This window comes from Polaribacter sp. R77954, from assembly GCF_044595335.1.
Taxonomy (GTDB): domain Bacteria; phylum Bacteroidota; class Bacteroidia; order Flavobacteriales; family Flavobacteriaceae; genus Polaribacter.
This window is the reverse complement of the sequence record NZ_CP138992.1, coordinates 1,240,199-1,265,711: the sequence shown is the minus strand read 5'-3', so window position 1 is coordinate 1,265,711 and position 25,513 is coordinate 1,240,199. Positions and strand designations below refer to the sequence as shown.

Here is a 25,513-nt window from a genome sequence, read left to right as displayed (position 1 = left end):
TTTATAAGCGTTCGTTAATTACACTTCTTACAATATCTATAGCCACAGTATTGTGCCTATCATTAGGAATAATGATATCAGCAAAATTTTTAGTGGGTTCTATAAATTGCTGATGCATAGGTTTTAAGGTGTTTTGATATCGGTTTAAAACTTCATTTACATCTCTGCCTCTTTCTGCAACATCTCTTTTCAATCTTCTTATTAAACGCTCATCAGTTTCAGCGTGTACAAAGATTTTAATATCAAATAAATCTCTTAATGCTTCACTATTAAAAATCAAAATACCTTCTACAATCACCACTTTTCTTGGGTGTGTTTTCAGGCTATCTTTTGTTCTATTATGAGTAACAAAAGAGTATATAGGTTGATGTACCGTTTTTCCTTTTTTAAGCTCTTTTAAGTGTTTGATTAATAGGTCAAAATCTATTGCTCTTGGATGATCGAAATTAATTTTAGTACGTTGTTCGTAAGATAAATTATCTGTAGCCTTATAATAGGAATCTTGCGAAATTACGCAGACTTCATCATTTGGCAATTGTTTTATAATTTGATTTACAACCGTAGTTTTTCCACTTCCAGTACCACCTGCAATTCCAATAATTAGCATAATATTTTGATTAATTTTACCTGATTTACTTTACGAAAGTAGTAAAGATTTTACAAATTCATAAAATTATTGATTTTAATGCCTTGAGCTTTTAAATCGAACATTAAATTATACAGCCCAAAAAAGGTTCTGTTCATATAAATAAAATGTTTAGATCCTCTACTAGCGTTATAAGAACGTAACTCTACATTTTTAGAGTAACGCTCTCCAAATTCAGAAATTTTACCGAAAAAAACTGCGTCAGAAAAATCAAACTCTTCTACGTGAAAAGGTTGTGTAAAGATGGATAACATTTCGTGAAACATTGCCTTAAAAAATTCAAATTCTTCTTTTGGATCTTCTTTTCTTAAGATGTCTAAATCAAACATTTTTTCTACAAAAAGAGTTTCATCTGCCAATGTTTCTTTGCGAGCTAACACAAAATACGGATTGTAAAAATCTAAAGGTATGGTTTTCATACAGCCAAAATCTAGCGCAATTAAATCTCCTTTTTTAGAAACCAAAAAGTTTCCTGGATGTGGATCTGCATGTACTTTTTTTAACATATGTATTTGATACATATAAAAATCCCATAAGGCTTGCCCAATTTGGTTTGCTGTTTTTTGGTTGGTATTTCTGTCTGTAAATTCAGATAGATGAATACCTTCCATCCAATCCATAGTTATGATTTGTTTCGACGAAAGATTCGAATAATAATTAGGGAAAGCAAGATGATTAATATTTTTACAAGCATTTACAATTTCTTTACTTTGTTGAACCTCTAATATATAATCTGTTTCTTCTAATAATTTATCTTGTACTTCAAAAAAGTATTCGTCAGACGTTTTTCCTTTCATGTTAAACATCCTAATCACAAAAGGTTTTAGTAAAGCCAAATCTGATTTTATACTGTCAGAAACGCCTGGATATTGAATTTTAACTGCCAGTTTTTTACCATCTTTTTCAGCTTTATGGACTTGACCAATACTGGCAGCATTGTAAGCTTTAACATCAAATTGGTCGTAAATTTCAGATGGAAATTTACCAAAACTTTTTTTGAAGGTTTTTAACACCAATGCTTCAGAAAGTGGAGGTACAGAAAACTGCGCCAACGAAAATTTCTCTACATAAGCTCTTGGTAAAATACTTTTTTCCATACTTAACATTTGCGCAACTTTTAACGGACTCCCTTTTAAGTCTTTTAAGCTGTCGTAAATGTCTTCGGCATTATCTTTGTTTAGTTGTTCTCTTGCTTTTTCTTCAGTATCTGTAATCTTATTTCCATAATACTTTAAGTAATTTACACCAACTTTTGCACCCGTTTTTACGAGTTTAGAGGCTCTTTGAATTTTAGTAATCGGAATTTTACTGGCTTTTTTCATACGTTTAATCCGTGTTTTTTTGGAATTTTTCTTTGTACACAAATTTCCCTAGGTCAAATACATTTTTGAGGAATTTGTTTTCTATTAATTCGAAGCTAGTATTGATTGATTTTTCGATAAAAATATCCGTTTTTTCAAAAGATTCAGACGTATCATCTAACCAAAATTTAATGGTGATGATCATTTGAATCCAAGCAGATTGACTGATGAGGTTCGATTGAAATTTTTCTAAACCATCAATAGGTAAAATGCTTTCGTTTAACGACAAGCTATCTACAAATTGAATAAAACTTTTCTTTAAGGTAGAAAATGTTTTATAGGTTTTAAGTTGATTTTTACATCCTTTTAAAACAACTTCTACATACGTTCTATTAAGATTTAAGTTTTCAAAAAACGTAAAGTACAAACTTAGCAATTGGTTTTTACCATCAAAAGAAGCAAATTCTTCACTTTCATTTAAAACTTCTAAAGAGTTTTTAAAAAGTTCGTTAAAAATTGTTTTTTCAACTTTTTTCAACGATTTAAAATGTTTGTAAAAAATATCTGTATCTAGTTCTACTTGTTCACAAAAATGGTCTACATCATCAGGTCTTGTTTTAGTTTCTGCAACCAAATCCATATACAAAGTAAGGATGTCTAATTTAGAGGTTTCGTTCTTTTTTGCCATAGAAAAATATATACTACAAAAATACGAAACGTTTTATCGTTAAAAGAAAAAAGACTTCTTTAAAAACAAAAAACCAAGTTAAATTTTAACTTGGTTTTGTCTTAAATAGTAGGGAATTTATTAAGCAAATACTTTGCGAAATCTCTTTTTGCCACTTACAATGTGCTTTTTGTAGGTTTCTAAAGTGTCAAAAATTATATTTTGCTGATTGTTTAGTAACTGTACACCACCTTTTAAGGCTTTTTCAGTAACTTTTTGCCACTGACTTGCAATTTCAATTGTTTCTGTAACTACTTCTTCTGTTGCGTTTAACGCAAAGTCGTTAGCTTTTGCTGCTGAAATTTTTACAGTATTAAGTTTTTTTTCTATCTTTTTAGTAAAATCTACTTTTTTATTTTTTTTAGTTGCCATAACTCAAGTTTTTATCGATTATTATTTACTTTCTAGACCAATTTTTTACAGCTTCCATATCACCTTTTAAAGCTAATTTAGCTTGTGCTTTCCAGCCAGATAAATCATAGATTTTTGCGTTGATGCCAGCATCTATTAAAAGCGTGGTCATATTTTTAATAGTCATTGTGGCAATTTGGCTATATGCAGTAATGTTTAGCTCGTTTAACGATTTTTCTAAAACGGGTCCAATACCCTTAATCACTTTTAAATCGTCTATGGCTTCTACTTTTTCTACCACAATTTTTTCTTCTACAGTAACCTCTTTTTTAACTACTTTTTTCATGGTTGTTTTTTTAGTTTTTGAAGGTTTAACATCGTCTAACTTTTCGTTTACGGTATTTAAAGCATCTTCTGCATAATCTTCGATTTTTTCTTTAACATCGTCAAGCGTCTCAGAAATATTTTTCTTCAATTTTTCAGACATTTTTTCTGCCTTCTTTACCAACTTGTTGCTAGCTATTTCTTTCTCAACTTTCTCCTTCATTTCCTCTGCTTTTTCAACTAAAGGATTTTCTTTTACCAGCTTCTTTGCATTTTCTAACATAGCAGGGTCATAACCAACTAATGTTTTTAAACGCTCAGTACTATTGTCTAATTGACCCTTGATAGATTCTGCAGTTTCCACAACCATATTGATTTGTTTTTTAGTCAATGGTTCTGCTTTTTTTACCAATTTAGCTGTTAATTTTTGCCATTTTTCTCCTGTTTTTACAGTAGTTTCTATAGCGTTGAATGAAGCATCAATTAAATCGCCATTAATTTTTCTAACGATTGCTTTTGCTTTTCCTAATTTATCTTGTTTTTTATTTTTTGCTGCCATAATATATGTCTTTATTTTTTTTGAAAATTTGATTTTGCAAATATAAAATCTGTGAGTTACAGATGAGTTACAGTTTAGTTTTTGCTGAAAAAATCTAAGGTTTTATTCAAGTTTTTCCAGATCATTTTTTTTCCGTTTTCTAAACTATCGAAGAATTTATCTTGTTGTTTTTCTGAAAATTGAAATCCTTTTTTTAAAAGTTCATCTGTTTTATTTTGAACTTTTTCAATTTTATCATAAGAACTCAAAACTGTTTTTTCTGTTGTTTTTAAAGCTTTCTTATTAATTTCTAAAGCCTGTTTTTTTATATTTTTTGCTGATATTGTTTTCATCATTTATACATTTACTTGTTTACTTTTATGCAAACATAGGTTGTGGGAGTTACAGATGAGTTACAAAAAAGATTTAGGTACTAATTTCATGGATTTCACAAATGCTTTTAAAAGAAAACACTTCTTAACCTTCAGAGATATTATTTGTAATAACGAATGTCAGTCTGAGCTTATCGAAGACTTTTTTACTCTTAATTTATTCTTCGATAAGCTCAGAATGATGTTGAGAGTTTTAATTGTGTGAAGGAAAATATAACTCGAATTATAAAGTTTATATTACAGCTTTTCTAAGTTCATAGTGTCATTTCGAACGAAGTGAAACGTAGTTGACAAATCTTAGTTTGTTAATGAGATTTCTCCACAAGGTCGAAATGACAAAAACGAAATTTTATTCTGAAATTCGTGTCTAACCAATACTCTCAATTTCTTGTAATAATTTCTTCGTTTCAGGTAAAGGAGAAATTCCATATTCTTCCTCTAATATTACCTCACATTTCATATACGTTTTTATAGCTTGTGGACGATTTCCTTTGGCAATATAGGCTTTCATCTGTATTCTGTAAGCGTCTTCCCAAGCACTGTCAATATTCAAGGCGTTTTGTGCCAAACGAATACTTTCTAACGGATTTTCATCCAACAAAATTTCTGCTAAGGTTATATAAGCTCCTAAAATAAGAAGTTGTGATTTTTCTCTTTCTTCGGATGTCCAATCTTCATAAATACGATTGGGTAGATAAGAACCTTTATAGAGCTGAATTGCATTTTGATAGGCTTGTTTTGCAATTTGGTTATCACATCCAAAACTTTTATTACCAATGATGATATATTTTTCTAGAGCCTCAACATCAATCCAAACTTTTTCTAAATCAATTTGATAGCTTACACCTTGTCTGATGATGTAAATGGGTTCAGTACGTGAAGGTCTGTTAGGTTCTAGCGTTTTGTTTATTCCGTGTAAAGCGACTTTAAAATCACGATCATTCCAATCTTCCCAAAGACTGTCCATAATTTTTTCTTTGTGTAGCGCATTTCTTTGGCGATAAGAAACTAAATACTGAAGTAGTTGAATGGTTTTGTCTCTTCCCCATTCTTTATTTTCTATTTTTTGTTGATTTCTCCATACCACAAAATTCCCTAATGTTTCAATGCGAATTAATGCATTTTTACAAAAGGAATTTAGTTCATTGAGTTGTTGAAGAAAGTCTAACATAAAAACATATGATTTTTTTATACCGATTTTGGTTTGCTTATACCTTTCAGGTTTTTAAAACCTGAAAGGTATAGTTTTATCAAACTTTATCTTTTTTTATAGTGTCGACTTTTTTAGATAATTTTTCAATTGCAGATGATAAACTTTCAATCTGATTTTGGATTTTATTAAAGTCCGATCTTGAAGCATTTCTCCATTCATCAATTTGTACTTTCTCAGAAATTTCATCGCCAATAATGGTAATTTTATCCTGTATTTCATCCTGTAGGTGAGAGAATTGTTTTTTAGGATCTTTAATCGTATCACGAATTACTTTAGGGCCAACATCTTTTATGGTTTTCCACATCGAAAGACTTTTGTCTAAAATACTTTCTTGTTTTTCTGAAGTTTCGTGTTTTGTTGCCTGTTCTGTCAATTCAGACAATTTATTTTGTATAAAGGTAAGTGCATCATTAAAATCGGAAAATCGTTTTTCATCACCATCTTGAACGTGTGTAATTTTTCCACGCCATTGTATTTTTGAATCGCCATTCTCTTCAAAAATCTGCTGATTAAAACGCACCATAAAAGAGGCGTTTTGGTCTTGTTTTTTTATCATTTTTTCAAATTTTAACCTGGCTCTTTTTCAGAGCCAACTTCATATTTTAATAACCCTTTAAAGGCATCATTTACTGTATTTCCTTCGTATAAAACCTTGTAAATCTCTTCAGATATTGGCATATCTACATTATATTCTTTAGCCAATTCTATCACAACTTTTGCAGTTTTTACACCTTCTGCAACTTCGTTCATTTCATTAATAATTTGCTCTAAACTTTTTCCTCTACCCAATTGAAAACCAACATGATGATTTCTACTTTTTGATGATGAACAAGTCGCGACTAAATCGCCCATTCCAGCCAAACCATAAAACGTTCTTTGTTTGCCTCCCATTGCAATTCCAAGTCTAGTCAATTCAGCTAAACCTCTTGTAATAATTGCGGCACGTGTATTATCGCCTGCATTGGCTCCATCACCCATTCCTGTAGCAATAGCTATAATGTTTTTTAAAGCGCCACCCAATTCGCAACCAATAACATCAGTATTGGTGTATACTCTAAAAAGACCTGAGCTGAATATGGATTGTAATTTTGTACCAATTGTTTTGTCAACCATGGCAATTACAGCAGCAGCAGCATTACCAAAATGAATTTCTTTCGCCAAATTAGGGCCTGTTAAAACACCTGCTGGATGACCAGGCATGAGTTCTTCAATAATTTCGGTCATTCGCATTTTTGTGCTCATCTCCAAACCTTTTGCCAAATTAATAATGGGAACCCAAGGCCTTATATGAGGTTTTGCTTCCTCTAAAACTTGACGCATGTTTTGAGACGGAACACCTAAAACAATAACATCTGCATTTTCTACAGTTTCTTTTATAGAATTTGAAGCGACAAGCGTTTCAGTGAGTTTAGCATCAGGTAAATATCTTTGATTGGTGTGATGTTGATTGATTTCATCAACAGTATTTTGGTTTCTCGCCCAAATTATGGTATCCGTATTTTTTGCAGTTAATGAAGCAACTGTTGTTCCCCAAGAACCACCACCCAATAAGCCTACTTGTAGTTTCATTTTTTTTGATTTATGGTGATTAACTCTCTAACTCTTTTACATACAAATTTCGTACTTCTTCAATATAGGTATCTAAATGTTTTGGTTTCCATTCAGAAGTATCCACAGGATCTAAAACCACCACTTCAATATGTGTGGGTTTAAAGATTTTACTACCTTTTGGCATTGCCATATACGCATTTTTAATCACGATTGGAACAATGGGTACACCTGCTTTCATTGCCAAATGAAAAGCTCCTTTTTTGAACTTCCCTAATTTTTTACTACCACTTCTGGTTCCTTCTGGAGCAATAGCTACAGAAGTTCCATTTTTAATAACATTTGCTGCTTTTTGCATTGATTCAATGGCTTTCTTTTTGTTAGAACGATCTATAAAAATTGCACCCATTGCTTTAAATAGAGGGCCAAAAGGAGTGAGTTCTAATTCTTTTTTTGCAACTCCAGTAACATCTTTTTTCAACAATTTTAAAATGATGAAAAAGTCGGCAGAAGATTGATGATTAAAACAGAAAACAGCTGGTCTATGATCGACTAAATTGTGTCTGTTTTTTACATTAATATCTAAACCTGCAAGTCTAGTTCCTAAATCTCCAATACTCTCAATAGTGGTGTTTATACCTTCTTTTTGTGACATGGATAAGGCTCCTTTTACTATACCTTTTAAGGCTGAAGGATACATACTTGCAGCTGCCAAGCCTGTTCTTAAACCATTGACTAAGGGTTTTTTTGTGTTGACTTTAAAACGAAGAATTTTCCAATCGTTTTCGAAAGCTAATTGAGATAATTTATTATCTGGATTCGTGGCAATTGGTTTTCCAACGATTTCCAATAAAGGATAGTCATCAATACTATCTGTGTAAAAGAAACTTTTTGATAAATCGATATTATTGGCTTTGGCGAATTTACGTCCAGCTCTAGCTTTTCCTTCAGACCAACACATTTCAGAAATGATACCTGTGAATTTCCCCTTTTTCACTTCCATTTCTGTACAGTAAATATCTTTGATACCCAACTCGTCCGCAATTGGTTTTACTTGATAGCGAGTGGCAGCAGAAATGATAACCACTTGATGCCCTTTTTTTAAATGCGATTTGATTAAAGTTCTCGATTCTGGATAAATAGTAGAAGCCAAATGATCTTTAAAAATTTCTTTTCCTAAATCTGTAAATTGTTTTTCTTTGATGCCTTTAACGCCTAAAGCAGATATTTTTGTCAAGGTTTCAAAATCTCGATTTCCAATGGCATAAGCAATTAAGGTTACAAATTGGGATAATACTTCTTTTGGTGTTGATTTTCCGCTTAAGAACCTCGATTTTACAAATTGTTTTGCTGAGAAATCATTGATTAACGTTCTATCTAAATCAAAAAAAGCAGCAATATGTGGTCCTTCTTCTTCATCTAAAACATCTTGAGTGATGCTTTCAATTTCTGCTCCAGGTACTTTTTCTTCCTCCTCATTTTTCTTCTTTGATTTTTTAATGCTTTCAGATTCTAATTTTTGTAAGAAGTACAATCGTTCTGTTAAGTTGTCTAACAGTTCCATCCAAATATCTAATTGTTTGAAATCGATTTTATTATCAATAGGAACTAATTTACTGTTTTTAGCCAATCGTAAAGCGCTAATTAAAAATGGTTTGGAAACACTATCTAATCTGCTGATTCTATTTTTCCAATGTAATTCTTTGCCTTTAAATAAGCATAATTCAATAAATTCAGATTCAGAGAATTCATCCTCTAAATCCCAAGATTGTAACGTTTTACAGACTACTTTGTTGGCTTCTAAATAAATTAACAGCAATCCTTTAGAAACAAATAATTCTTGTTTTGCAAGTAAACTTTCAACATTACCTTTAGGATCATTGATAATTGCTCTCCAGTTTTTATCAAATAAATTCAATTCAGCTTCAATTTCAGCGCTAAATTGTGGTTTGTTGGTATAGAAAAATTCAAATTTAAATAAATTACGCAAACGCATAATTTCTTCCCAAAAAGACAGAATTCTGTTTTCTTTTTCATCTTTGATTTTTACCAAAGCCATTTCAATAAACGCTCTATGATACAAATGGGCAGATGCCATATTTGCATAATAGGTTGCAGGTAAAAATTCTGATGCATTTAAGGTGTATTTGGTTTTGTAACCTGCTTTGTTTTTTTGAACAATGCCAGAACTTTTTAATAAATTCAACGCTTTTTGTACGGAAGCACTTATGCTTTTTCCACGTTCTATGAGTACATCATTTTTGCGTTGTTCAATGTAATTCATCAATTTAATAACACTGAATTCAATTTCGCTCTTAGTCAATGCAAAATTGTTCAACAACACATTACAAACTAGTGAAACTGTGGTTACTGGTGTTATCATATTTGCTTTGTGAATCAATTCAAAAGCAAAACGAGGTAAGGTATTTTTGTCTGAATAACTATCTTCTTCAATATCTGGAATTATGGCATTATGATGTGCAGTTGCATCCACAGGTTCACCAAATCTAATTGCGGCTTTTCCATATTCGTTGCCTAACTTTTTAAAGTATTTTAGAAAGGCTTTTACATCTTCAGATTTCTTTTCTTTTCCTTTGCCTTCTTCCGTCATTTGCTTCACATCAGGAATCAAATCATAGACAATAGAAACTGGTACATATTTAATATTTCTGGTGCTTTCTTTTTCACCTTCCATAATGTACTTTAAAATGCCCATTTGTGGATAGACGATTTTTCCTGTTCGTGAACGAGTACCTTCTATATTCCAAGTAAGATGATCGCCATTTTCAATCATACAAGAAATATAATGACGTAAAGCAACTTTATAAATTCGATTTTCTTTAAAACTTCTACGGATAAATATCAACCCTGAATTTTTACCCAATTGTTTAAAACCTGGAAATGCCAAATTGATGCCTCCAAAAGTATATGGAATTGGCATTCCATAACGTGCTAAAGTGGTTACTAAAACCACAGTGTCTAAATAGGTTTTATGCGTTAAAATAAAGGCAACCGAATTTTGACGCATTAGTTTCATCAATTTTTTAATTTCTTGACGATCAATATCAATCTTGTTATTGTAAGCTTTCGACATCATAAATTGAAAGCCTTTTACAGATAACATATTGGCTATAGGATGTTGTTGCGAGTACAATTCGTTGATATATTCCTCTCCTTTTTGTTGCACTTCAGTCAAATCTATAGCTTCTTCTTTAGCAATTGAAGAAAGCTTTTCTATGAATTTAGGATGACTGACAATATTTTTTAAATTGTGTTCCATAATCAACTAAAAAAAAGATTTGTGAATTTCGATACGCCTTTTTGTTCCCAAAATTTTGGAAAAAATAATGTTTCTACTTTTTCAATGATGGATTTTTTACTGGTCGCTTCAATATTTGCATTCAAAGCATTTGCTACAGTTAACAACACAGTTGCATTTGCACCTAAACCACAATGACTGCCAAAAACTTCTACATTTCTAATATCATCTCTATACGTTTCAGCTTCCATACAGTTTTTCCATGGAATTAAACCATCCGTTTTGGTATAAATACAAGTGATGGGAACTTCTGGAATAACCTCTAATTCTTTGATAAACTTTTCATTTCGCTCTCTCAATTTTGCACCTCTTACAAATTCTAAGGTTTTGATAATTGGTGTTTTCATATTTTTTACTCCCCAAACAGGAGAACCTATTGTGATGAGCTGTTCTACTTTATCTGGAAAACGATTTGCGATAATTTTGGCGAAAATTCCACCACCACTCCAGCCAACTAAACTGACTTTTTCTTGATGTTTTTCAAAAATTTCATCTAGTTTTTCAATCAATTTTGGGAGCGATTTTGAGTTGATCATATTTACGCCTAATTCCCATTTATAGGTTTTAAAACCTAAAGATTTTAAATATTTTCGTACAAAGGTGGTTGAATTGTCATTCCCTAAATAAGGAGGCATTAATAAAACAGGTTTTGCTCTTTCGCTTTTGTGTTTGGGTATAAAAGGATACAACCAAAACATAGAGGTCCATTCTGCAATGGCACGCGTTTCTAAAATTACATTGAATAGTGGAGGAGCAGGAATATTGGCATTTATCTTTTCAATTGCAGTTTTAAATCTGTTGATGATATTTAAAATAGTATCTTTTTCAACAGCCTCAAAATCTTCTAATTTGTATATGTTTTCTAACAATAACACTAAAGTGATGTAATCTCTATCAGGTCCAAAATCTTCGCAAATTGAAATACATTCGTTGCTCAAGATGTTCAAGTTTTCTTTATCAAGTTTTACCTTTTTAATGATTTTAGAAATCTCTTTTTGAAAAGGATGTCTCTCAAAACTTTGTATGATTAACTTTTTAGCTTTTGGCAATGTAGATCCCTGAGAAACTGCAATTGCCACTGCCAATTTCGAAAATGATGTATATACTATTTTATTACTCTCCATACTTTAATTTTTGGCTTCAATTCTTGCATTGAGCCAGTTTAATAAATCTTCTTGAACCTCTTTTTTGTTCACTTCATTTAACATTTCGTGTCTTCCTCCTTTGTACAATTTTAGCGTAACATCTTGTACACCATATTTTTTGTAATTCTTTGCTACTTTTTTTACACCTTTTCCCATTTCTCCAACAGGATCTTTATCCCCAGAAAAAATATAAATAGGTAATTGTTTAGGTGTGTTTTCAAAAGTTTCTGGCCTACTTATTTTTTTACTTCCTTTTAAGATGTCTAAAAAAACACTCAACGAAAAATCCTCAATTCTCAGAGGGTCTGCTTCAAATTTATCGACTTGTTTTTCATCGCTACTAATCCAATCTACCTTAGTTCTATTAGGTTTAAATTTTTTATTAAATTGATTAAAAAATAAATTTTTCAGCAATTCGTTGCTTCTATGTTTTCCATTTAGTTTGCTTAAAAATTTTGCACTTAGCATTCCAAAAGAACCCAATCCTTTCATGAAATTTGCTGTTCCTGATAGAATTAACGCTTCAAAATCTTTTCCATATTCAGTAATATAATCTCTACTCAATAATGAACCCATACTATGCCCAAGCAAAATTATTTTTTCGTTTGGATGTTCATTTTTGATGATTTCCGTGAGTTTTCTCATATCTAAAATGGCATCAGCAAAATAATCTTCACCATCATAAAAACCCAAATGATCGTGACTTTTTGCAGATTTTCCATGAATTCGATGATCGTTAGCATATACTTCGTATCCTTGTTTTACTAATTTTTTAGCTATCCATTTATACCTACCTGCGTGTTCGCCAACTCCGTGAGAAATTTGAACAATTCCTCTTATTTCTTCATCTTCTTTAACTTTCCAGTTATAATAGAAAATTTCTTCTCCATCAAAAGAAGTATATGTACTGTTATAACACTTCATTATTTACTCTCTAAAAAGTCTGTCAATAATTTGTGAAATTTATCTATATTTTTTTTCGAACTAGAGAGTTTTAATCGACTTTGAATCAATACTTCATCTAATAACAATTTCTTTTTGTATAAGTTGATTAAAATCTCATCATCAATAGCAATAATTACCATAGGTTTGGATGTTTTTATCTTACGAACTGAAACTGTTTTTTCTGAAATATCTAATTGATAATTTACAGTATCATCACCTAAAGACAACTTAAAATCATAAAGCCCAATATGTTTTTTTCTTAAATTTTCATCAGCATTTAAAAACTTTTTGAACGCTGTAAAAAACGGAGTACTTTTCGATTTTAGCACTTTTACAGCATCTTTTTGTTTTCCTTTGGATAAAATAATTTCCTCTAATTCGTTTGCAGATTCGCGAATGTATCTCGAAAATTTATCTGCATCAGGCATTGTTTTGGCATCAGAAGTTGTGGTGATTGAAACCAAACCATTGTAACTAAAGGCTGCAATTATCAAACCAAAACCATCTAAAACTGGAGTTAATCCAAATATGGATAAAATTTTATGACCTCTTAAATATAAAGGCATTTGTGGTCCAGGAACATTGGTAATGGTTACGTTAAAAGGAGGTCTGTGAAACTCTTTAATATTGTATTTGCTGTACAAACCAGCAGCTAAATTTGCCAAACCAAAAGGTACAGCGTCTGCCATTTTTGCAAGTGCTTTTGCACCCACAGCTTTATGTCTTGTTTTACCTCTGTTGGTTTGTTCTTGAATATATTCTAAACGCTCAATAGGATCTTTTATATGCGTAGCAATACGAACCAACATATTCGAAATCTGATTGTTCATTTCTTGTTTTTCGCCTTTTACACGAATAGAAATCGGAACATTTGCCACTAATGGTTGAACAGGTAGTTTTTCTTTTTCTTGTAAATATTTACGAATTCCGCCAGCACAAATGGCTAAAATCATATCATTTACGCTTACGTTCATAAGTTTACGAAGTGTGTTGATTCTTTCAAACGATAAAATAGCTGTACCCCAAGTTCTTTTAGGTGATACAGTACCGTTAAAAATAGTATTCGGAGTAGAAAATTTATTTTTTATTGGTTTTTTTAAACTGATTTGGGTTTTGATATTTCCTTTGATAAATGAATACGCAGTTTCTCCAATCAGTTTTGGTATTCTTAATGGGTTTTTTAAAAATCCTTGCGAACTTTTTAACAATAAATTGATTTCATCTGGCAATTCATCTGGCTCAAAAGGTTTTGGTTTTGGAATCGGTTTATCTTTATCCTCTAGATTTTTATCAAACAATAACCCCATAATTCCCACACCAGAGCTACCATCAATCATTACGTGATGTACTTTTGCAACGATAGCTACAGAACCTTTAGGTACTTGAGACACTTCATCTAAACCTTCAATAAAAGTCATTGACCATAAAGGTCTTCGCAAATCTAAAGGACTACTAAAAATTGAAGAAGTAGTTTCCCTTAATGTTTTCCAATTGCTTGGATCTGGTAGTTTTTGTCTGTTGATGTGTAAATCGATATCAAAATTAGGATCATCTACCCAATAAGGGTAATCTAAATTCATTGGCACATTTAGCAATCGTTTTCTAAACTTCGGTATCAAATGCAATTTTGAAGCTACGATTGCTTTAAAATCTTCGAATTTTAAAGAACCTTCTACAATAGTAAGTGTAGCAATATGCATTGGGCTCGAAGGAGATTCTGCATATAAAAATGCAGCATCAGCACCAGAAATTTGTTGTATAGAATCGTCTAAAACATTATCTAAAAAATCTTGAATTACTTTTTTCGGCATTTATCTATCGTGATTTGTGGTGTTAAAAATGCGAATTCATCAAAAATTGATACTGAATTTTCGCTATTTTGCAAGATAATTAATTTCAATTACATTTTATAGTGTTAAAAGTAGATTGCTATTGTTTACAACAAAAATAAATAAGAATTTTATAAGCCTATTGATGCGTTAGACGTGTAATAATATCTCTGTGTTTTGGAAATTCAGAGATTAAAGTTGCACGATTTGGCAATACAAAATCTTTAAAATCGAAACCAGGAGCAACTGTACAACCCACAAAAGAAAAGGAGTCTTGTTGAATGACTTCTGCTGCAAAATAATGATGTGCAGGGACTGTGTATTGTGGAATTTCACCATTTGTAAAATCATTACCAATCAAAACATTTGTATACTCGCCTAAAGGAGAAATAACATGTAATTTTAAGGCTGTGCCATCATAGAAATGCCAAATTTCGTCTTGATTGATTTTATGAAAAGCAGAACATTTTTCGGAGGTTAATAAAAAATAAATACTGGTGCAATAATTTCTATTTCCTTCAAAATATTCTGCTAAATTTTGCTCTAAAATTTCGCCTTTACTTCTGTAGGTTTCTTTAAAAAATCCTCCTTCAGGATGTGCTTTTAAATCAAAAAAACCGATTAATTCTTGTGCATTCATTCGTTTAAAATTTTAGTATTCATAATAAATTGTGCCATATCTTTTCCCCAGGTTTGATAAGTAATTTTAGAAGGATGTACACCATCACTAAAAAAAATAGTAGCATCACCCTCTAGATTATATTTTTCTTGCCAAGTTTGTAATGTAATCACTTCGTTATTATAAAAAACATTACTTTTTTTGTGCACTCTTTTATGTAATCTTGTGCCGAAAATTTCTACCAAGTTACCAATTACAAATTTTATAGTTTTTGTAAATGCTGGAAACTCTTTAATTGGAGGCATATTTGTAAAGTAAATAGGCGTTTTTGGAAACTTTCTTTTTAAAGTTTTTATCAATAAATTAATTTGATATATCCAAAGATCTGGAGAGTTTAAGGTAAACGCATCATTACCACCTAAACCAACTACAACAATATCAGCATTAGATTCTTCGATTTTAGGAATAATTCTCTTACGAACTAATTTAGCTGTGTACCCACTTTTGGCATATACTTTCCATAAAATAGAAATATTTTTTTTTGATGAAATTTCATGTGCAAGAGCGCCAATAAATCCGTTTTCATGAAAATCTACACCAACTCCAGCTATAGTACTTTCACCAATCGCTAAAATCTTAAGTGTTTTTTCTGATGAGGTTTTAATATATCCCTGTGGATTTTTAGCTTCAGGAAGTTTAGGAACTTCTCTTCTTATTTTCTTTCCTTGAAAATATAAAATAGGCAATAAAGGCACAGCAATAATTGCACCTAAGTAATATTTAAAACTCAAGATGCGTTGTTTTTTTGGTCGTTAGCTTTTTTAATAATCGCCTTTAAACGCTCTTTATTGCGTTGTTTTTCGAGTTTTACCTTGTTGATTTTTCGATTCATCAACTTGGTATGTTTCGCTTTATTAACGGTGTTTTTTGCTTTTCCTTTTTTAGGCATTTTATTAATTTTATAACTAATTACCAATTTCTATAGGCTAAGTACGTTTTTTTTTAACTAAAAATCAAGTTGATATTGTAAAATGGTTGTTTTACGTATGTTTATTGACTTCCTTATTTTGTGTCTAAATTAGTTTTAACTTGTCGATAAATTAATAAAATACCTACATAAACCAACGTTTTTTCTATCTTTAAACTTTAATTATCATCTCAATGAATTTAGCCAAATATAAAGTAACATCTCAAATAAAACTATCTGATTTTTTTACAAAAGAAGTAGAAGATGATGCCAAAAAAGCACTAAAAAAAATCAGAAAAAAAATTAGTGATTTGCAAAATGCAATGTATGCAGAAGGCAAATATGGTATGCTAATTTGCTTGCAAGGTATGGATACCTCTGGTAAAGATAGCTTGATAAGAGAAGTGTTTAAAGATGTAAACGCAAGTGGAGTAGAAGTACACAGTTTTAAAGTGCCTACAGCACTAGAGTTGAAACACGATTTTATGTGGAGGCATTATATTGCTTTACCACCAAAAGGTAAAATGGGCATTTTTAACAGAACACATTATGAAAATGTTTTAGTGACAAGAGTACACCCCAATTATATTTATGCTGAAAATATTCCTGAAGTTAACAGTTTAGACGATTTAGATGATGCCTTTTATCATGATAGAATGAAGCGAATTAATGATTTTGAAAATCATTTGGCGAAAAATGGGACTATTATTTTGAAATTTTACTTAAACTTATCTAAAGACGAACAAAAAAATAGATTACTAAGAAGGCTAAATCTGCCTGAAAAAAACTGGAAATTCTCAGATGGCGATTTAAAAGAGCGCAAACTTTGGGATAAATATATGTTTTGTTACGAAGAGGTTTTAAACAAAACATCTAAAGAAAATGCACCATGGTTTGTAATTCCTGCTGATGATAAACCAACTGCAAGGCTTATCTTTGCTAAAATATTATTAGAAGAATTAGAGAAATATAATTTTGTAGCGCCCACATTAGCTCCAAAATTATTAGCACAAATAGACGACTTTAAAGCACAATTGCATAAAGAATAGATTAAAAATGTTCAAAATTTTGAATTCAATATTCAAACTTGAACTTAACCTTAAATTTTAAACTTTGAACCTTAAATTAACAAAACCCATCGTATTTTTTGATTTAGAAACGACTGGTGTAAATATTGGAAATGATAGAATTGTAGAAATTTCTATTTTAAAAGTTTTTCCGAACGGAAATAAAGAAAGTAAAACATGGTTGGTAAACCCAGAAATAGAAATTCCACAAGGTGCTACAGACGTTCACGGAATTACCAATGAAAAGGTAGTTACAGAACCTACTTTTAAGGAATTGGCACCTAAAGTAAATGAGATGATTGCTGGTTGTGATTTGGCTGGTTTTAATTCCAATCGATTTGATATTCCTTTATTAGCAGAAGAATTAATGCGTGCAGGAATTGATTTTGATATGAAAAACAGAAAAGCCATTGATGTTCAGGTTATTTTTCACAAAAAAGAACAACGAACATTAGGAGCTGGTTATCAATTTTATTGTGGCAAAGAATTGGAAGGAGCACATGGAGCAGAAGCTGATACTAATGCAACTTACGAAATATTGTTGGCACAAGTGGCTAAATATGATGATATTGGAAATTCAGTTGATGAATTAAGTGAATTTTCAACTCATGGAAAACGAGCTGATTTTGCAGGTTTTATTTTGATGAATGAAGATGACCAAGAAATTTTTTCTTTTGGGAAATACAAAGGAAGAACAGTTGAAGAAGTATTAAAAGAGAATCCTGGATATCATAATTGGATTCAGAATGCAGATTTTCCATTATATACCAAAAAAGTTTTGAAAGAAATAAAAGAGCGAATGTCTAAACCAAAAAACACAATGACAGATGCCGAAAAATTACAAGCTTTACAGCAAAAGTTTAATTTAAGATAAAAGAGATTTTTAGATGCTTAGATTATAGGTTTATTAGAAAAGTTGAATAATCTAACTATCTAAAAGTCTAACAATCGGAGAATCTAAAGATTTAAAAAATATGTTTACACAATATAAAAATTTACCCAACAATTCTCGAGTTTGGATTTATCAATCAGATAGAGAGTTTACAAAACAAGAAATCGAACTGATTTCAGAAAAGGCAGAAGAATTTATCAATTCTTGGACACGTCATGGAGACGATTTAAAAGGATCATTTACCATTAAATACAATCAGTTTTTGGTCTTAGCCGTAGACGAAAGTTTTAACAACGTTTCAGGCTGTTCTATAGATAGTTCTGTGCGTTTTGTGCAAGAGTTAGAACAGCAATTCAACATCGATTTGATGAACAAAATGAATGTTACTTTTAAAGATGAGCAACATATAAATTTGGTAAAGTTGTCCGACTTTCAAAAATTTGCAAAAGCGCAAAAAATAACTCCAGAAACCATTGTTTTTAACAATATGGTAAATACCAAACAAGATTTTGAAAATAATTGGGAAGTACCCGCAAAACAAAGTTGGCACAAACGCTTTTTGGTATAACAATTGATTTAAAAAGAATAGCCCTTATTAAATTAGCCTGCGTTAAGGATTGAAATGGCATCCTTTTTTATGCTCGTCAATTATTCAATATTTTTTCTGAGCGATACAATAGCCTATTAAGAATGTAGATGCTGAAATAAATTCAGCATAAAAAAGATATAATGGAAAGCCTGTTAAAACGCCCAAATAAACTAGACAGAATTTAAATGAAGTACAACATATTAATTTTCTTATTTGTAGCTTTTGTTTCTAAAATAAATGCACAAACTATAGATCCTTTACTTACCAAAGATTTTGAAGCACAAGAAATTTGGGTAGATAGTATTTTAACCAACATGTCTATTGATGAAAAAATAGGGCAGTTGTTTATGGTACAAGCATATTCTAATCTTGACCAAAAACACGAAGATTTTATTACTGAAATGATTACAAAATATCATGTTGGGAATTTAATTTTTATGCAAGGAACACCTGAAAAACAAGCCATATTAAATAATAAGTATCAAGCCATTTCTAAACTGCCTTTAATGATTGGTTTTGATGGAGAATGGGGTTTAGATATGCGTTTGAAAAACACCTACAAATTTCCTTGGAATATGACTTTGGGTGCCATACAAAACGATTCTTTAGTAAAACAGTTTGGCGAGCATTTAGGCAAACACTGTAAACGTTTGGGAATCCACATTAATTTTGCACCTGTGGTTGATGTGAATGTGAATCCAGATAACCCAATTATTGGGAATCGTTCTTTTGGTGAAAGTAAAGAAAATGTAACCCAAAAAGCGATTGCATTTACGCAAGGATTACAAAAATATGGAGTTATGGCAAATGCAAAACATTTTCCAGGTCATGGAGATACTGCTTCAGATTCTCATCACACTTTGCCTTTATTAGATTTTGATAAAGCGCGTTTAGATTCCGTAGAACTGTATCCTTATAGAAAAGTGTTTGACGCTAGTATGGGTAGTGTAATGACTGCGCATTTAAACATACCAAGTTTAGAGCAGAACACCAATTTGCCAACTTCATTATCAAAAAATGTAGTGACCAATTTGTTACAAAAAGAACTCGGTTTTAACGGTTTGATAATTACGGATGGCTTAAACATGAAAGGCGCTTCTAATTATGCAACATCAGCAGAAATAGATTTGGCAGCCATACAAGCAGGTAATGATTTGTTGCTAATTCCACAAGATGTGCCAGCAAGTGTGCGTTTGATAAAGCAAGCCATTTTATTAAAAACATTGTCTGAAGAACGTTTGGATTTTTCGGTTCGTAAAATTTTAAAGGCAAAATATTGGATGGGTTTACACCATTATAAACCAGTAGTTTTAGAAAATTTACAAGAAGATTTAAATACGGTTGAAGACGAGTTATTGCATCGTGAATTGGTAAAAAACGCTATCACTTTAATTAAAGATCAAAAACAGAACTTACCTCTTGCTAATTTAGATTATCAAAACGTAGCCTATGTAAAATTAGGAGACGATTCTGGTAGTTATTTTTTAAAAATGCTTAAAAATTATACCAAGGTAGATGAAGTCTCTGACGAAAACCTAGATGGTTTATTAAAAAAACTAAAGCCCTACAATCAGGTGATTATTGGTTTTCATAAGTCGAATAATCATCCATGGAAAAGTTATAAGTTTAGCCAAAAAGAGTTGGTTTGGTTGCAAGAAATAGCAAGAAACCATAAGGTGGTTTTAGATGTATTTACGAGTCCTTATAGTCTGTTACAGATTAAAAGTTTTACCAATATAGAAACGATTTTGGTTTCGTATCAAAATAGTAAATTATCTCAAGAAATTTCTGCAGAAATTATTTTTGGTGCTGTAAAAGCCAAAGGTAAATTACCAGTTTCTATTAGAGATGATTTTAAAGTAGGCTCAGGAATTGATACCTATAGTTTAAGTAGATTAGAATATACCATACCAGAAGCAGCCAAAATGTCATCTACAAGGTTAGCTTTGATAGATACCATTTCTAAAACCATATTAGAAGAAAAAATGGCGCCCGGTTTTCAAGTATTGGTAGCTAGAAAAGGAAAAGTAGTGTATCAAAAAAGTTTTGGATACCACACCTCAGAAAAAAAAATACCCGTTAAAAATTCTGATATTTATGATTTAGCTTCATTAACTAAAATTTTAGCGTCTTTACCTTTAATTATGAAGGCAGAAGAAGAGCAGAAAATTACATTAACTACCCATGTAAAAGAAATATTACCAAGTTTCGAAAACACCAACAAAGCAGAGCTTTCTGTGAAAGAAATACTATCTCATTATGGTAAATTACCAGCATGGATTCCTTTTTACTTAAAAACACAAGATAGTATTACTCGTAAAAATTCATCGAAATTTTATAGACAGAAAAAGATAGGAAGATTTAGTGTAAAAGTTGCTGAAGATTTGTACATAAGAAAATCGTACAAAGACAGTATTTACAAATACATACGAGACGTAGACCAAAGACAAAACGAAGGGTATAAGTATAGCGATTTAGGATATTACTTGTTTAAAGAAGCTTTAGAAAAAAAATACGGAAATAGCTTAGATAAATTAACAGAGCAAAAATTTTATAGCTCTTTAGGGGCTGATAGAATGACGTATTTACCGCTTAAAAAATTCGATAAATCTGTAATTGTGCCTTCAGAAAAAGACGACTATTTTAGGCATCAAATACTTCAAGGAAATGTACATGATATGGGGGCTGCAATGTTAGGTGGTGTAGCAGGTCATGCAGGTTTGTTTGCCAATGCAAATGATGTAGCTAAAGTAATGCAAATGTATTTACAGAAAGGGTTTTATGGAGGCAGACGTTATTTAAATTCAGAAACGGTTGATAAATTTAACAAACGCTACTACCAAGATAAAAATGTGAGAAGAGGTTTAGGTTTTGATAAGCCACAGCTAGATCCTGATGTTGAGGCCACTTGTGGTTGTGTTTCCGACGAAAGTTTTGGTCATTCTGGTTTTACAGGTACGTATGCTTGGGCAGATCCAAAAAGTGAAATTGTGTATGTTTTTTTATCTAATAGAACCTACCCTACAATGGAAAATAGAGGTTTGGTAAAAGAAAATATTAGAACTAAAATCCAGCAAATTATACAAGATGCAGTTTTAGATTAGTTTTTAGCACAGCACTTGTTTTAGTATCTCAGTATTATTTTTTTGAAGCTATTTCCAGCTTTCACTACTCGCTTTTTTTAAGCTGAAAAAGCTTAAAAAAGAGCTCAAACAGGTCGTTCAATCTGGGCTAGACTTGTTTGCTGGCTTTTAGGATTATAAAGTAATAAATCAAGATTTTATTTGCCTTTCGCTAACGTTGTTGTATATGGTTAGTTGCGTGGTTTAAGCAACTAATTTAGTAAATAAAAACCGACCAAGAAAGTCCGCGAGGACTTTCGTAAATTGGCTAAAACCTAGCAATTAATTATACACGGTGTTATGGCCAGGTTTTAATTTTCTTCCATTTTATTATCAATTAATTCAGAAGAATTACTTTGAGTAAACTTTTTGAAAATCGAAAAAGCAAGAGGGATAATTATTGTTAATAATATTTCTTTAGTCTGAAAATTAAGTTTGAATATCACAATTGATAATGCACAAAAGAACCAAATTATGCCAATTGCTAAGAAATAGTTATGAAAGAAGTTTTTTGAATTTTTCATTAGATTTTTATTTTGAATTTGATTATTAAATTTTCCAATTGAATTTTCTATAAATTTCTGTAGTCGTTGCTTTTCAGTCAATGATTCATTGTTTATATTATAATCGAGTGTTTCGAAAATGATTTTAATTGTAAAACTTCTAGGATTAACTTCTCCAGATTCGATTCTTTGTAATGTTCTTACATTTATATTGCATTTTTCAACAAGTTCCTCTTGAGTTAGTCCTTTTTTCTTCCGAAGTTCTATTATTTTTTTTCCTAATTCTGGTTGTTTCATTTTATTATTAAAATCTATTACAAGAATACAATTTGTTTAATAATCAAAAATAATTTCCTTCTGTATTTTTCCCGACATTAACCCGACTTTTAGCCTATCTTGTTGATATTCAATTTGAACGTGCAGTTTTTTACTTGGCCATAACTCTTTTCGGATATGCCGAGTTTTAATTCGTTATATCCAGAGTTAGCGAAGTTCGGTTTTTTATTTTGAAATGTCAATAAGAAAAACCTCCTTTTTAATTAAACCTTTTCAGTATTGGAAGGAGAGAACTTAGTATACAAAAAAACAATTAAAAATGAGCTTAACCAATAGATTGCTGCAATTTTCCATCCAAAGAAAAAAGAAAGTATTAATGCTTGTAGCAGATAAAAAATTGGAAAAGTAATTGCATTTATAGCAAATTTCATGGTATCTATAAACTCAATTTCATCAATGTTTTTCGACATTTTTTTCCAAATCAAAAATGGAAAAAAACTATTTAATAAAATAATATAAAACAAAGGCTGTAAAAAATTGATTCGTTTTTTAGTAGGTTTAGGAAAGTTGTTTTCTGTAATCATTTTATTCACGGTATCAACATCAGTAAAATCTACATTTGCATTGTTTAAGGCGTTTAAAATAGTTTCGTAATTTTCATCATCAGGTATATGTACTGTCAATTTTTTTAATTGATTGCTTACTTCGTTCTTTAGTAGGTTAATGGCTTTTGGTTTTTGGTTTTCGGTAAAAACTTTTCTAGAATCAATGCCTTTACCAAATTGTACACACACTTTACTTGGGTAATTAGATGAGTTTTGATAGGTAACACCTACAGGAATTATGGTAATATTTATATCAGGATTTTGCTCTAAAGCGCCAAAAACAATTCTTGTAAAACCTTTGCTTAGGGGTTTTATATTTCTGTCTCTAGAATGTCCACCTTGTGGAAAAATAATTAAGGTTTCTTCTTTTTTTAAAATATTGAAGCATTTATTAAAAATTTCTTCGTTGTTAGAAAGTTGACTTCTGCCATCTCTAATTCTGTATATTGGCATTAAGTTTAATGACGCTAAAGCTTTTTTAATTAATGGTTTTTGAAACACATCTGCTCTAACCAAAAAATGATTTTCTCTCGGATTAAATGAGGTTGCAAATAAAGGGTCCATTAATGCATTTGGGTGATTAATGGCGAACAAAATAGCTCCTTTTTTAGGGATGTTTTCTCGGCCATGAATCATTATTTTTTTAGCGTAAAAATTTAAACTGATTTTAAGAAAAAATTTTACAATCTGGTACCAAACTTTTTTTAGAAACTTCATTATAAATTAACATATTACTATAAATTATTAAACCTGATAAATGTCATATTCTATACATTAATAATTGACTAATTTTAAGGTATAAAAATATTGAAAATATAAACTTTTAAGATTTCCCCCAATGCAGTCTTATTTTTTAAAAAGTTGATTTGTTTTTTTAAGATCCCTAATTTAACAATACATATCAACTTTTCTTTCTGCCCCAAAAAGTAGCTAGAGCCATTCCAGAAAACACATCCCAAACACCCCAAAAGGCAGCTAAAAGTGCCATTCCGCCTAAACCATCAAAAAAACCAAAAATTAGTAATAAACCTAAACCACCATTTTGTATACCAGTTTCCATGGCAATGGTTTTAGTATCTTGTTTGTTTAAGCCAAAACTTTTGGCCGTATAAAAACCTAAAATAAAGGCAAAAATATTATGAAAAATTACTAATGCTAAAACATGATGAATATGATTTACAAAAACATCTAAATTTTGTGAAAAAGCAATAAATATTAAGGCAATAAACACTAACATAGATAAAGGTTTCAACACTTTTTCAATTTTACCTGCCATTTCTGAATGATAATGTTTAATGAGCATTCCAAGAATTAATGGAATCCCTAAAATTAAAGCGACAAGTTTTAGTAAATCAACCCAATTGAGTTCTACCGTTTTTAAAATTTCGTTAGTAGGCTCATATAAACTGCCCCAAAAATTTAAATTAAAAGGCGTCATAAAAATACAAATTAAGGTAGCAAAAGCAGTTAAACTTACAGAAAGCGCAGCATTGCCACCAGCCATTTTACTAAAAAAGTTAGATACATTTCCACCTGGGCAAGCTGCAATCATCATCATTCCTAATGCAAAACTTGGGTGAGGTTTTATCAATAAAATGGCTAAAAAAGTAAATGCTGGTAATAGAAAAAATTGCGATAAAACCCCAACAAAAACTATTTTTGGGTTTTTAAACAATCTTTTAAAATCATCAACAGTAATAGCCAATGCTACACCAAACATAATAATGGCAATGGCAATATTTAAAACCCATAAACCACTAGCATCGAAATTTATTTTTATGGTATCTATGTCTATTTGGTTTTGCATAAGGTTGTTTATGGTTTTTAGTTTTTGGTTTTTGGTTTGTGGTTTTGAGTTTAAGATTTTATTAATGTCATCTTGAGCGCGGTCTAAAGATTTTTTTTAAAATTTGTTCTAGATTGGGCTCGAACAAACGAACCTCTAATTTCTAAACGCATACTCAATAATATTAGCGCCCATTTTTAGTGCTTTTTCTCTTACTTTTTTTGGGTTGTTATGTATAATTTGATCTTCCCAACCATCACTTAAATCGGTTTCATAATCGTAAAAAACAATTAACCTTCCTTCATAAAAAAGACCAAAACCTTGCGCTGTTTTTTTATCATGCTCGTGAATTTTCGGAATTCCGTTTGGGAATTTAAACGTTTGATTGTAAATAGGATGATTGCTTGGTATTTCTTGAAACTCTAATTTTGGAAACACTTTTTTCAATTCTCTTCGAATAAATTTATCTAGACCATAATTGTCGGAAATATGCAAAAATCCGCCAGAAATTAAATAGTTTTTTAGGTTTGTAACTTCTTCATCAGAAAAATAGACGTTTCCATGACCTGTCATAAAAAGTATTGGAAAATTGTAAATATCTTCACTATTTACAGCTACAGTTTGTGGGTTTTTAGAAATATTTGTTTTTATATTTTGATTGGTAAACTCAACCAAATTCGGAATTGCAGTTGGGTTTGCATACCAATCTCCACCACCATTGTATTTTAAAATGGCAACATCTTGGGCGTTTATGAAAAGAGAAGTGAAAAGAAAAAGTATCGTAAAAATCGACTTCATATATTGCTATT

General features: G+C 30.8%; 24 protein-coding genes. 4 read left to right on the top strand and 20 right to left on the bottom strand.

Going from position 1 to position 25,513, the window contains the following annotated elements:
• Position 1 precedes the first annotated feature (1 nt).
• The 16 genes from udk to SJY27_RS05395 form a co-directional block, all read right to left on the bottom strand.
• Positions 2–607: a uridine kinase gene (gene udk, locus SJY27_RS05470; RefSeq protein ID WP_397447255.1), complete on the bottom strand. Its 606-nt coding sequence runs from the start codon at positions 605–607 to the stop codon at positions 2–4.
• A gap of 50 nt (positions 608–657) precedes the next feature.
• Positions 658–1,968 (bottom strand): ABC1 kinase family protein, encoded by a 1,311-nt coding sequence (locus SJY27_RS05465; RefSeq protein WP_397447254.1) that lies wholly within the window; start codon positions 1,966–1,968, stop codon positions 658–660.
• 4 nt (positions 1,969–1,972) lie between these two features.
• A complete protein-coding gene (locus SJY27_RS05460; protein ID WP_397447253.1) occupies positions 1,973–2,635 on the bottom strand; it encodes a TetR family transcriptional regulator C-terminal domain-containing protein in 663 nt (220 codons plus the stop codon).
• A gap of 120 nt (positions 2,636–2,755) precedes the next feature.
• Positions 2,756–3,046: a hypothetical protein gene (locus SJY27_RS05455; RefSeq protein WP_397447252.1), complete on the bottom strand. Its 291-nt coding sequence runs from the start codon at positions 3,044–3,046 to the stop codon at positions 2,756–2,758.
• 25 nt (positions 3,047–3,071) lie between these two features.
• Positions 3,072–3,908 carry a hypothetical protein gene (locus SJY27_RS05450; protein WP_397447251.1) on the bottom strand — a complete coding sequence of 279 codons (837 nt, stop codon included), beginning with the start codon at positions 3,906–3,908 and terminating at the stop codon, positions 3,072–3,074.
• 74 nt (positions 3,909–3,982) lie between these two features.
• A complete protein-coding gene (locus SJY27_RS05445) occupies positions 3,983–4,240 on the bottom strand; it encodes a hypothetical protein (RefSeq protein WP_397447250.1) in 258 nt (85 codons plus the stop codon).
• Between the two features lie 406 nt (positions 4,241–4,646).
• Positions 4,647–5,450, bottom strand: coding sequence for a bacterial transcriptional activator domain-containing protein (locus SJY27_RS05440; RefSeq protein WP_397447249.1), 804 nt, complete (start codon positions 5,448–5,450; stop codon positions 4,647–4,649).
• 79 nt (positions 5,451–5,529) lie between these two features.
• Positions 5,530–6,048 (bottom strand): hypothetical protein, encoded by a 519-nt coding sequence (locus SJY27_RS05435; protein ID WP_397447248.1) that lies wholly within the window; start codon positions 6,046–6,048, stop codon positions 5,530–5,532.
• An 11-nt stretch (positions 6,049–6,059) separates the two neighbouring features.
• A complete protein-coding gene (locus SJY27_RS05430; RefSeq protein ID WP_397447247.1) occupies positions 6,060–7,061 on the bottom strand; it encodes an NAD(P)H-dependent glycerol-3-phosphate dehydrogenase in 1,002 nt (333 codons plus the stop codon).
• A 19-nt stretch (positions 7,062–7,080) separates the two neighbouring features.
• A complete protein-coding gene (locus SJY27_RS05425; RefSeq protein ID WP_397447246.1) occupies positions 7,081–10,320 on the bottom strand; it encodes an HAD-IB family hydrolase in 3,240 nt (1,079 codons plus the stop codon).
• Between the two features lie 2 nt (positions 10,321–10,322).
• Positions 10,323–11,483 (bottom strand): alpha/beta hydrolase, encoded by a 1,161-nt coding sequence (locus tag SJY27_RS05420; protein ID WP_397447245.1) that lies wholly within the window; start codon positions 11,481–11,483, stop codon positions 10,323–10,325.
• A gap of 3 nt (positions 11,484–11,486) precedes the next feature.
• Positions 11,487–12,428, bottom strand: coding sequence for a lysophospholipase (locus SJY27_RS05415; protein ID WP_397447244.1), 942 nt, complete (start codon positions 12,426–12,428; stop codon positions 11,487–11,489).
• Complete coding sequence (locus tag SJY27_RS05410) at positions 12,428–14,260, bottom strand: wax ester/triacylglycerol synthase family O-acyltransferase (protein ID WP_397447243.1); 1,833 nt, start codon at positions 14,258–14,260, stop codon at positions 12,428–12,430. Before SJY27_RS05410 ends, SJY27_RS05415 begins: the two co-directional genes overlap by 1 nt.
• Positions 14,261–14,417: 157 nt before the next feature.
• Positions 14,418–14,918: a cupin domain-containing protein gene (locus SJY27_RS05405; RefSeq protein ID WP_397447242.1), complete on the bottom strand. Its 501-nt coding sequence runs from the start codon at positions 14,916–14,918 to the stop codon at positions 14,418–14,420.
• Positions 14,915–15,688, bottom strand: a complete 774-nt coding sequence (locus SJY27_RS05400; RefSeq protein ID WP_397447241.1) for an SGNH/GDSL hydrolase family protein — start codon at positions 15,686–15,688, stop codon at positions 14,915–14,917. Before SJY27_RS05400 ends, SJY27_RS05405 begins: the two co-directional genes overlap by 4 nt.
• Complete coding sequence (locus tag SJY27_RS05395) at positions 15,685–15,846, bottom strand: hypothetical protein (protein ID WP_397447240.1); 162 nt, start codon at positions 15,844–15,846, stop codon at positions 15,685–15,687. The genes SJY27_RS05400 and SJY27_RS05395 overlap by 4 nt, the downstream gene beginning before the upstream one ends.
• A gap of 212 nt (positions 15,847–16,058) precedes the next feature.
• On the opposite strand from SJY27_RS05395, the gene SJY27_RS05390 reads away from it, so the two are divergent.
• The 4 genes from SJY27_RS05390 (at position 16,059) to SJY27_RS05375 (ending at position 21,516) form a co-directional block, all read left to right on the top strand.
• The gene (locus SJY27_RS05390; protein WP_397447239.1) at positions 16,059–16,913 is read left to right on the top strand and encodes a PPK2 family polyphosphate kinase; all 855 of its coding nucleotides are present in this window, start codon (positions 16,059–16,061) and stop codon (positions 16,911–16,913) included.
• Positions 16,914–16,977: 64 nt separating this feature from the next.
• The gene (locus SJY27_RS05385) at positions 16,978–17,805 is read left to right on the top strand and encodes an exonuclease domain-containing protein (RefSeq protein ID WP_397447238.1); all 828 of its coding nucleotides are present in this window, start codon (positions 16,978–16,980) and stop codon (positions 17,803–17,805) included.
• Between the two features lie 100 nt (positions 17,806–17,905).
• Positions 17,906–18,391, top strand: a complete 486-nt coding sequence (locus tag SJY27_RS05380) for an ABC transporter ATPase (protein ID WP_397447237.1) — start codon at positions 17,906–17,908, stop codon at positions 18,389–18,391.
• A 206-nt stretch (positions 18,392–18,597) separates the two neighbouring features.
• Positions 18,598–21,516: a glycoside hydrolase family 3 N-terminal domain-containing protein gene (locus SJY27_RS05375; RefSeq protein ID WP_397447236.1), complete on the top strand. Its 2,919-nt coding sequence runs from the start codon at positions 18,598–18,600 to the stop codon at positions 21,514–21,516.
• A 329-nt stretch (positions 21,517–21,845) separates the two neighbouring features.
• Here the strand turns inward: SJY27_RS05375 and SJY27_RS05370 are convergent, their stop codons facing one another.
• The 4 genes from SJY27_RS05370 to SJY27_RS05355 all read right to left on the bottom strand — a co-directional run bounded on the left by SJY27_RS05370 (position 21,846) and on the right by SJY27_RS05355 (position 25,502).
• On the bottom strand, positions 21,846–22,334 hold the full coding sequence (locus SJY27_RS05370) for a helix-turn-helix domain-containing protein (protein WP_397447235.1): 489 nt from the start codon (positions 22,332–22,334) through the stop codon (positions 21,846–21,848).
• 242 nt (positions 22,335–22,576) lie between these two features.
• Positions 22,577–23,635 (bottom strand): 1-acyl-sn-glycerol-3-phosphate acyltransferase, encoded by a 1,059-nt coding sequence (locus tag SJY27_RS05365; RefSeq protein ID WP_397447234.1) that lies wholly within the window; start codon positions 23,633–23,635, stop codon positions 22,577–22,579.
• A gap of 184 nt (positions 23,636–23,819) precedes the next feature.
• Complete coding sequence (locus tag SJY27_RS05360) at positions 23,820–24,725, bottom strand: bile acid:sodium symporter family protein (protein ID WP_397447233.1); 906 nt, start codon at positions 24,723–24,725, stop codon at positions 23,820–23,822.
• 135 nt (positions 24,726–24,860) lie between these two features.
• Positions 24,861–25,502 (bottom strand): DUF4159 domain-containing protein, encoded by a 642-nt coding sequence (locus SJY27_RS05355; protein WP_397447232.1) that lies wholly within the window; start codon positions 25,500–25,502, stop codon positions 24,861–24,863.
• Between the last annotated feature and the right edge of the window lie 11 nt (positions 25,503–25,513).

What these genes read in the sequence shown, in the direction of transcription:
- udk (WP_397447255.1), bottom strand. Translation starts at nt 607, where the DNA reads ATGCTAATTATTGGAATTGCAGGTGGTACTGGAAGTGGAAAAACTACG.
- SJY27_RS05465 (WP_397447254.1), bottom strand. Translation starts at nt 1,968, where the DNA reads ATGAAAAAAGCCAGTAAAATTCCGATTACTAAAATTCAAAGAGCCTCT.
- SJY27_RS05460 (WP_397447253.1), bottom strand. Translation starts at nt 2,635, where the DNA reads ATGGCAAAAAAGAACGAAACCTCTAAATTAGACATCCTTACTTTGTAT.
- SJY27_RS05455 (WP_397447252.1), bottom strand. Translation starts at nt 3,046, where the DNA reads ATGGCAACTAAAAAAAATAAAAAAGTAGATTTTACTAAAAAGATAGAA.
- SJY27_RS05450 (WP_397447251.1), bottom strand. Translation starts at nt 3,908, where the DNA reads ATGGCAGCAAAAAATAAAAAACAAGATAAATTAGGAAAAGCAAAAGCA.
- SJY27_RS05445 (WP_397447250.1), bottom strand. Translation starts at nt 4,240, where the DNA reads ATGAAAACAATATCAGCAAAAAATATAAAAAAACAGGCTTTAGAAATT.
- SJY27_RS05440 (WP_397447249.1), bottom strand. Translation starts at nt 5,450, where the DNA reads ATGTTAGACTTTCTTCAACAACTCAATGAACTAAATTCCTTTTGTAAA.
- SJY27_RS05435 (WP_397447248.1), bottom strand. Translation starts at nt 6,048, where the DNA reads ATGATAAAAAAACAAGACCAAAACGCCTCTTTTATGGTGCGTTTTAAT.
- SJY27_RS05430 (WP_397447247.1), bottom strand. Translation starts at nt 7,061, where the DNA reads ATGAAACTACAAGTAGGCTTATTGGGTGGTGGTTCTTGGGGAACAACA.
- SJY27_RS05425 (WP_397447246.1), bottom strand. Translation starts at nt 10,320, where the DNA reads ATGGAACACAATTTAAAAAATATTGTCAGTCATCCTAAATTCATAGAA.
- SJY27_RS05420 (WP_397447245.1), bottom strand. Translation starts at nt 11,483, where the DNA reads ATGGAGAGTAATAAAATAGTATATACATCATTTTCGAAATTGGCAGTG.
- SJY27_RS05415 (WP_397447244.1), bottom strand. Translation starts at nt 12,428, where the DNA reads ATGAAGTGTTATAACAGTACATATACTTCTTTTGATGGAGAAGAAATT.
- SJY27_RS05410 (WP_397447243.1), bottom strand. Translation starts at nt 14,260, where the DNA reads ATGCCGAAAAAAGTAATTCAAGATTTTTTAGATAATGTTTTAGACGAT.
- SJY27_RS05405 (WP_397447242.1), bottom strand. Translation starts at nt 14,918, where the DNA reads ATGAATGCACAAGAATTAATCGGTTTTTTTGATTTAAAAGCACATCCT.
- SJY27_RS05395 (WP_397447240.1), bottom strand. Translation starts at nt 15,846, where the DNA reads ATGCCTAAAAAAGGAAAAGCAAAAAACACCGTTAATAAAGCGAAACAT.
- SJY27_RS05390 (WP_397447239.1), top strand. Translation starts at nt 16,059, where the DNA reads ATGAATTTAGCCAAATATAAAGTAACATCTCAAATAAAACTATCTGAT.
- SJY27_RS05380 (WP_397447237.1), top strand. Translation starts at nt 17,906, where the DNA reads ATGTTTACACAATATAAAAATTTACCCAACAATTCTCGAGTTTGGATT.
- SJY27_RS05375 (WP_397447236.1), top strand. Translation starts at nt 18,598, where the DNA reads ATGAAGTACAACATATTAATTTTCTTATTTGTAGCTTTTGTTTCTAAA.
- SJY27_RS05370 (WP_397447235.1), bottom strand. Translation starts at nt 22,334, where the DNA reads ATGAAACAACCAGAATTAGGAAAAAAAATAATAGAACTTCGGAAGAAA.
- SJY27_RS05365 (WP_397447234.1), bottom strand. Translation starts at nt 23,635, where the DNA reads ATGAAGTTTCTAAAAAAAGTTTGGTACCAGATTGTAAAATTTTTTCTT.
- SJY27_RS05360 (WP_397447233.1), bottom strand. Translation starts at nt 24,725, where the DNA reads ATGCAAAACCAAATAGACATAGATACCATAAAAATAAATTTCGATGCT.
- SJY27_RS05355 (WP_397447232.1), bottom strand. Translation starts at nt 25,502, where the DNA reads ATGAAGTCGATTTTTACGATACTTTTTCTTTTCACTTCTCTTTTCATA.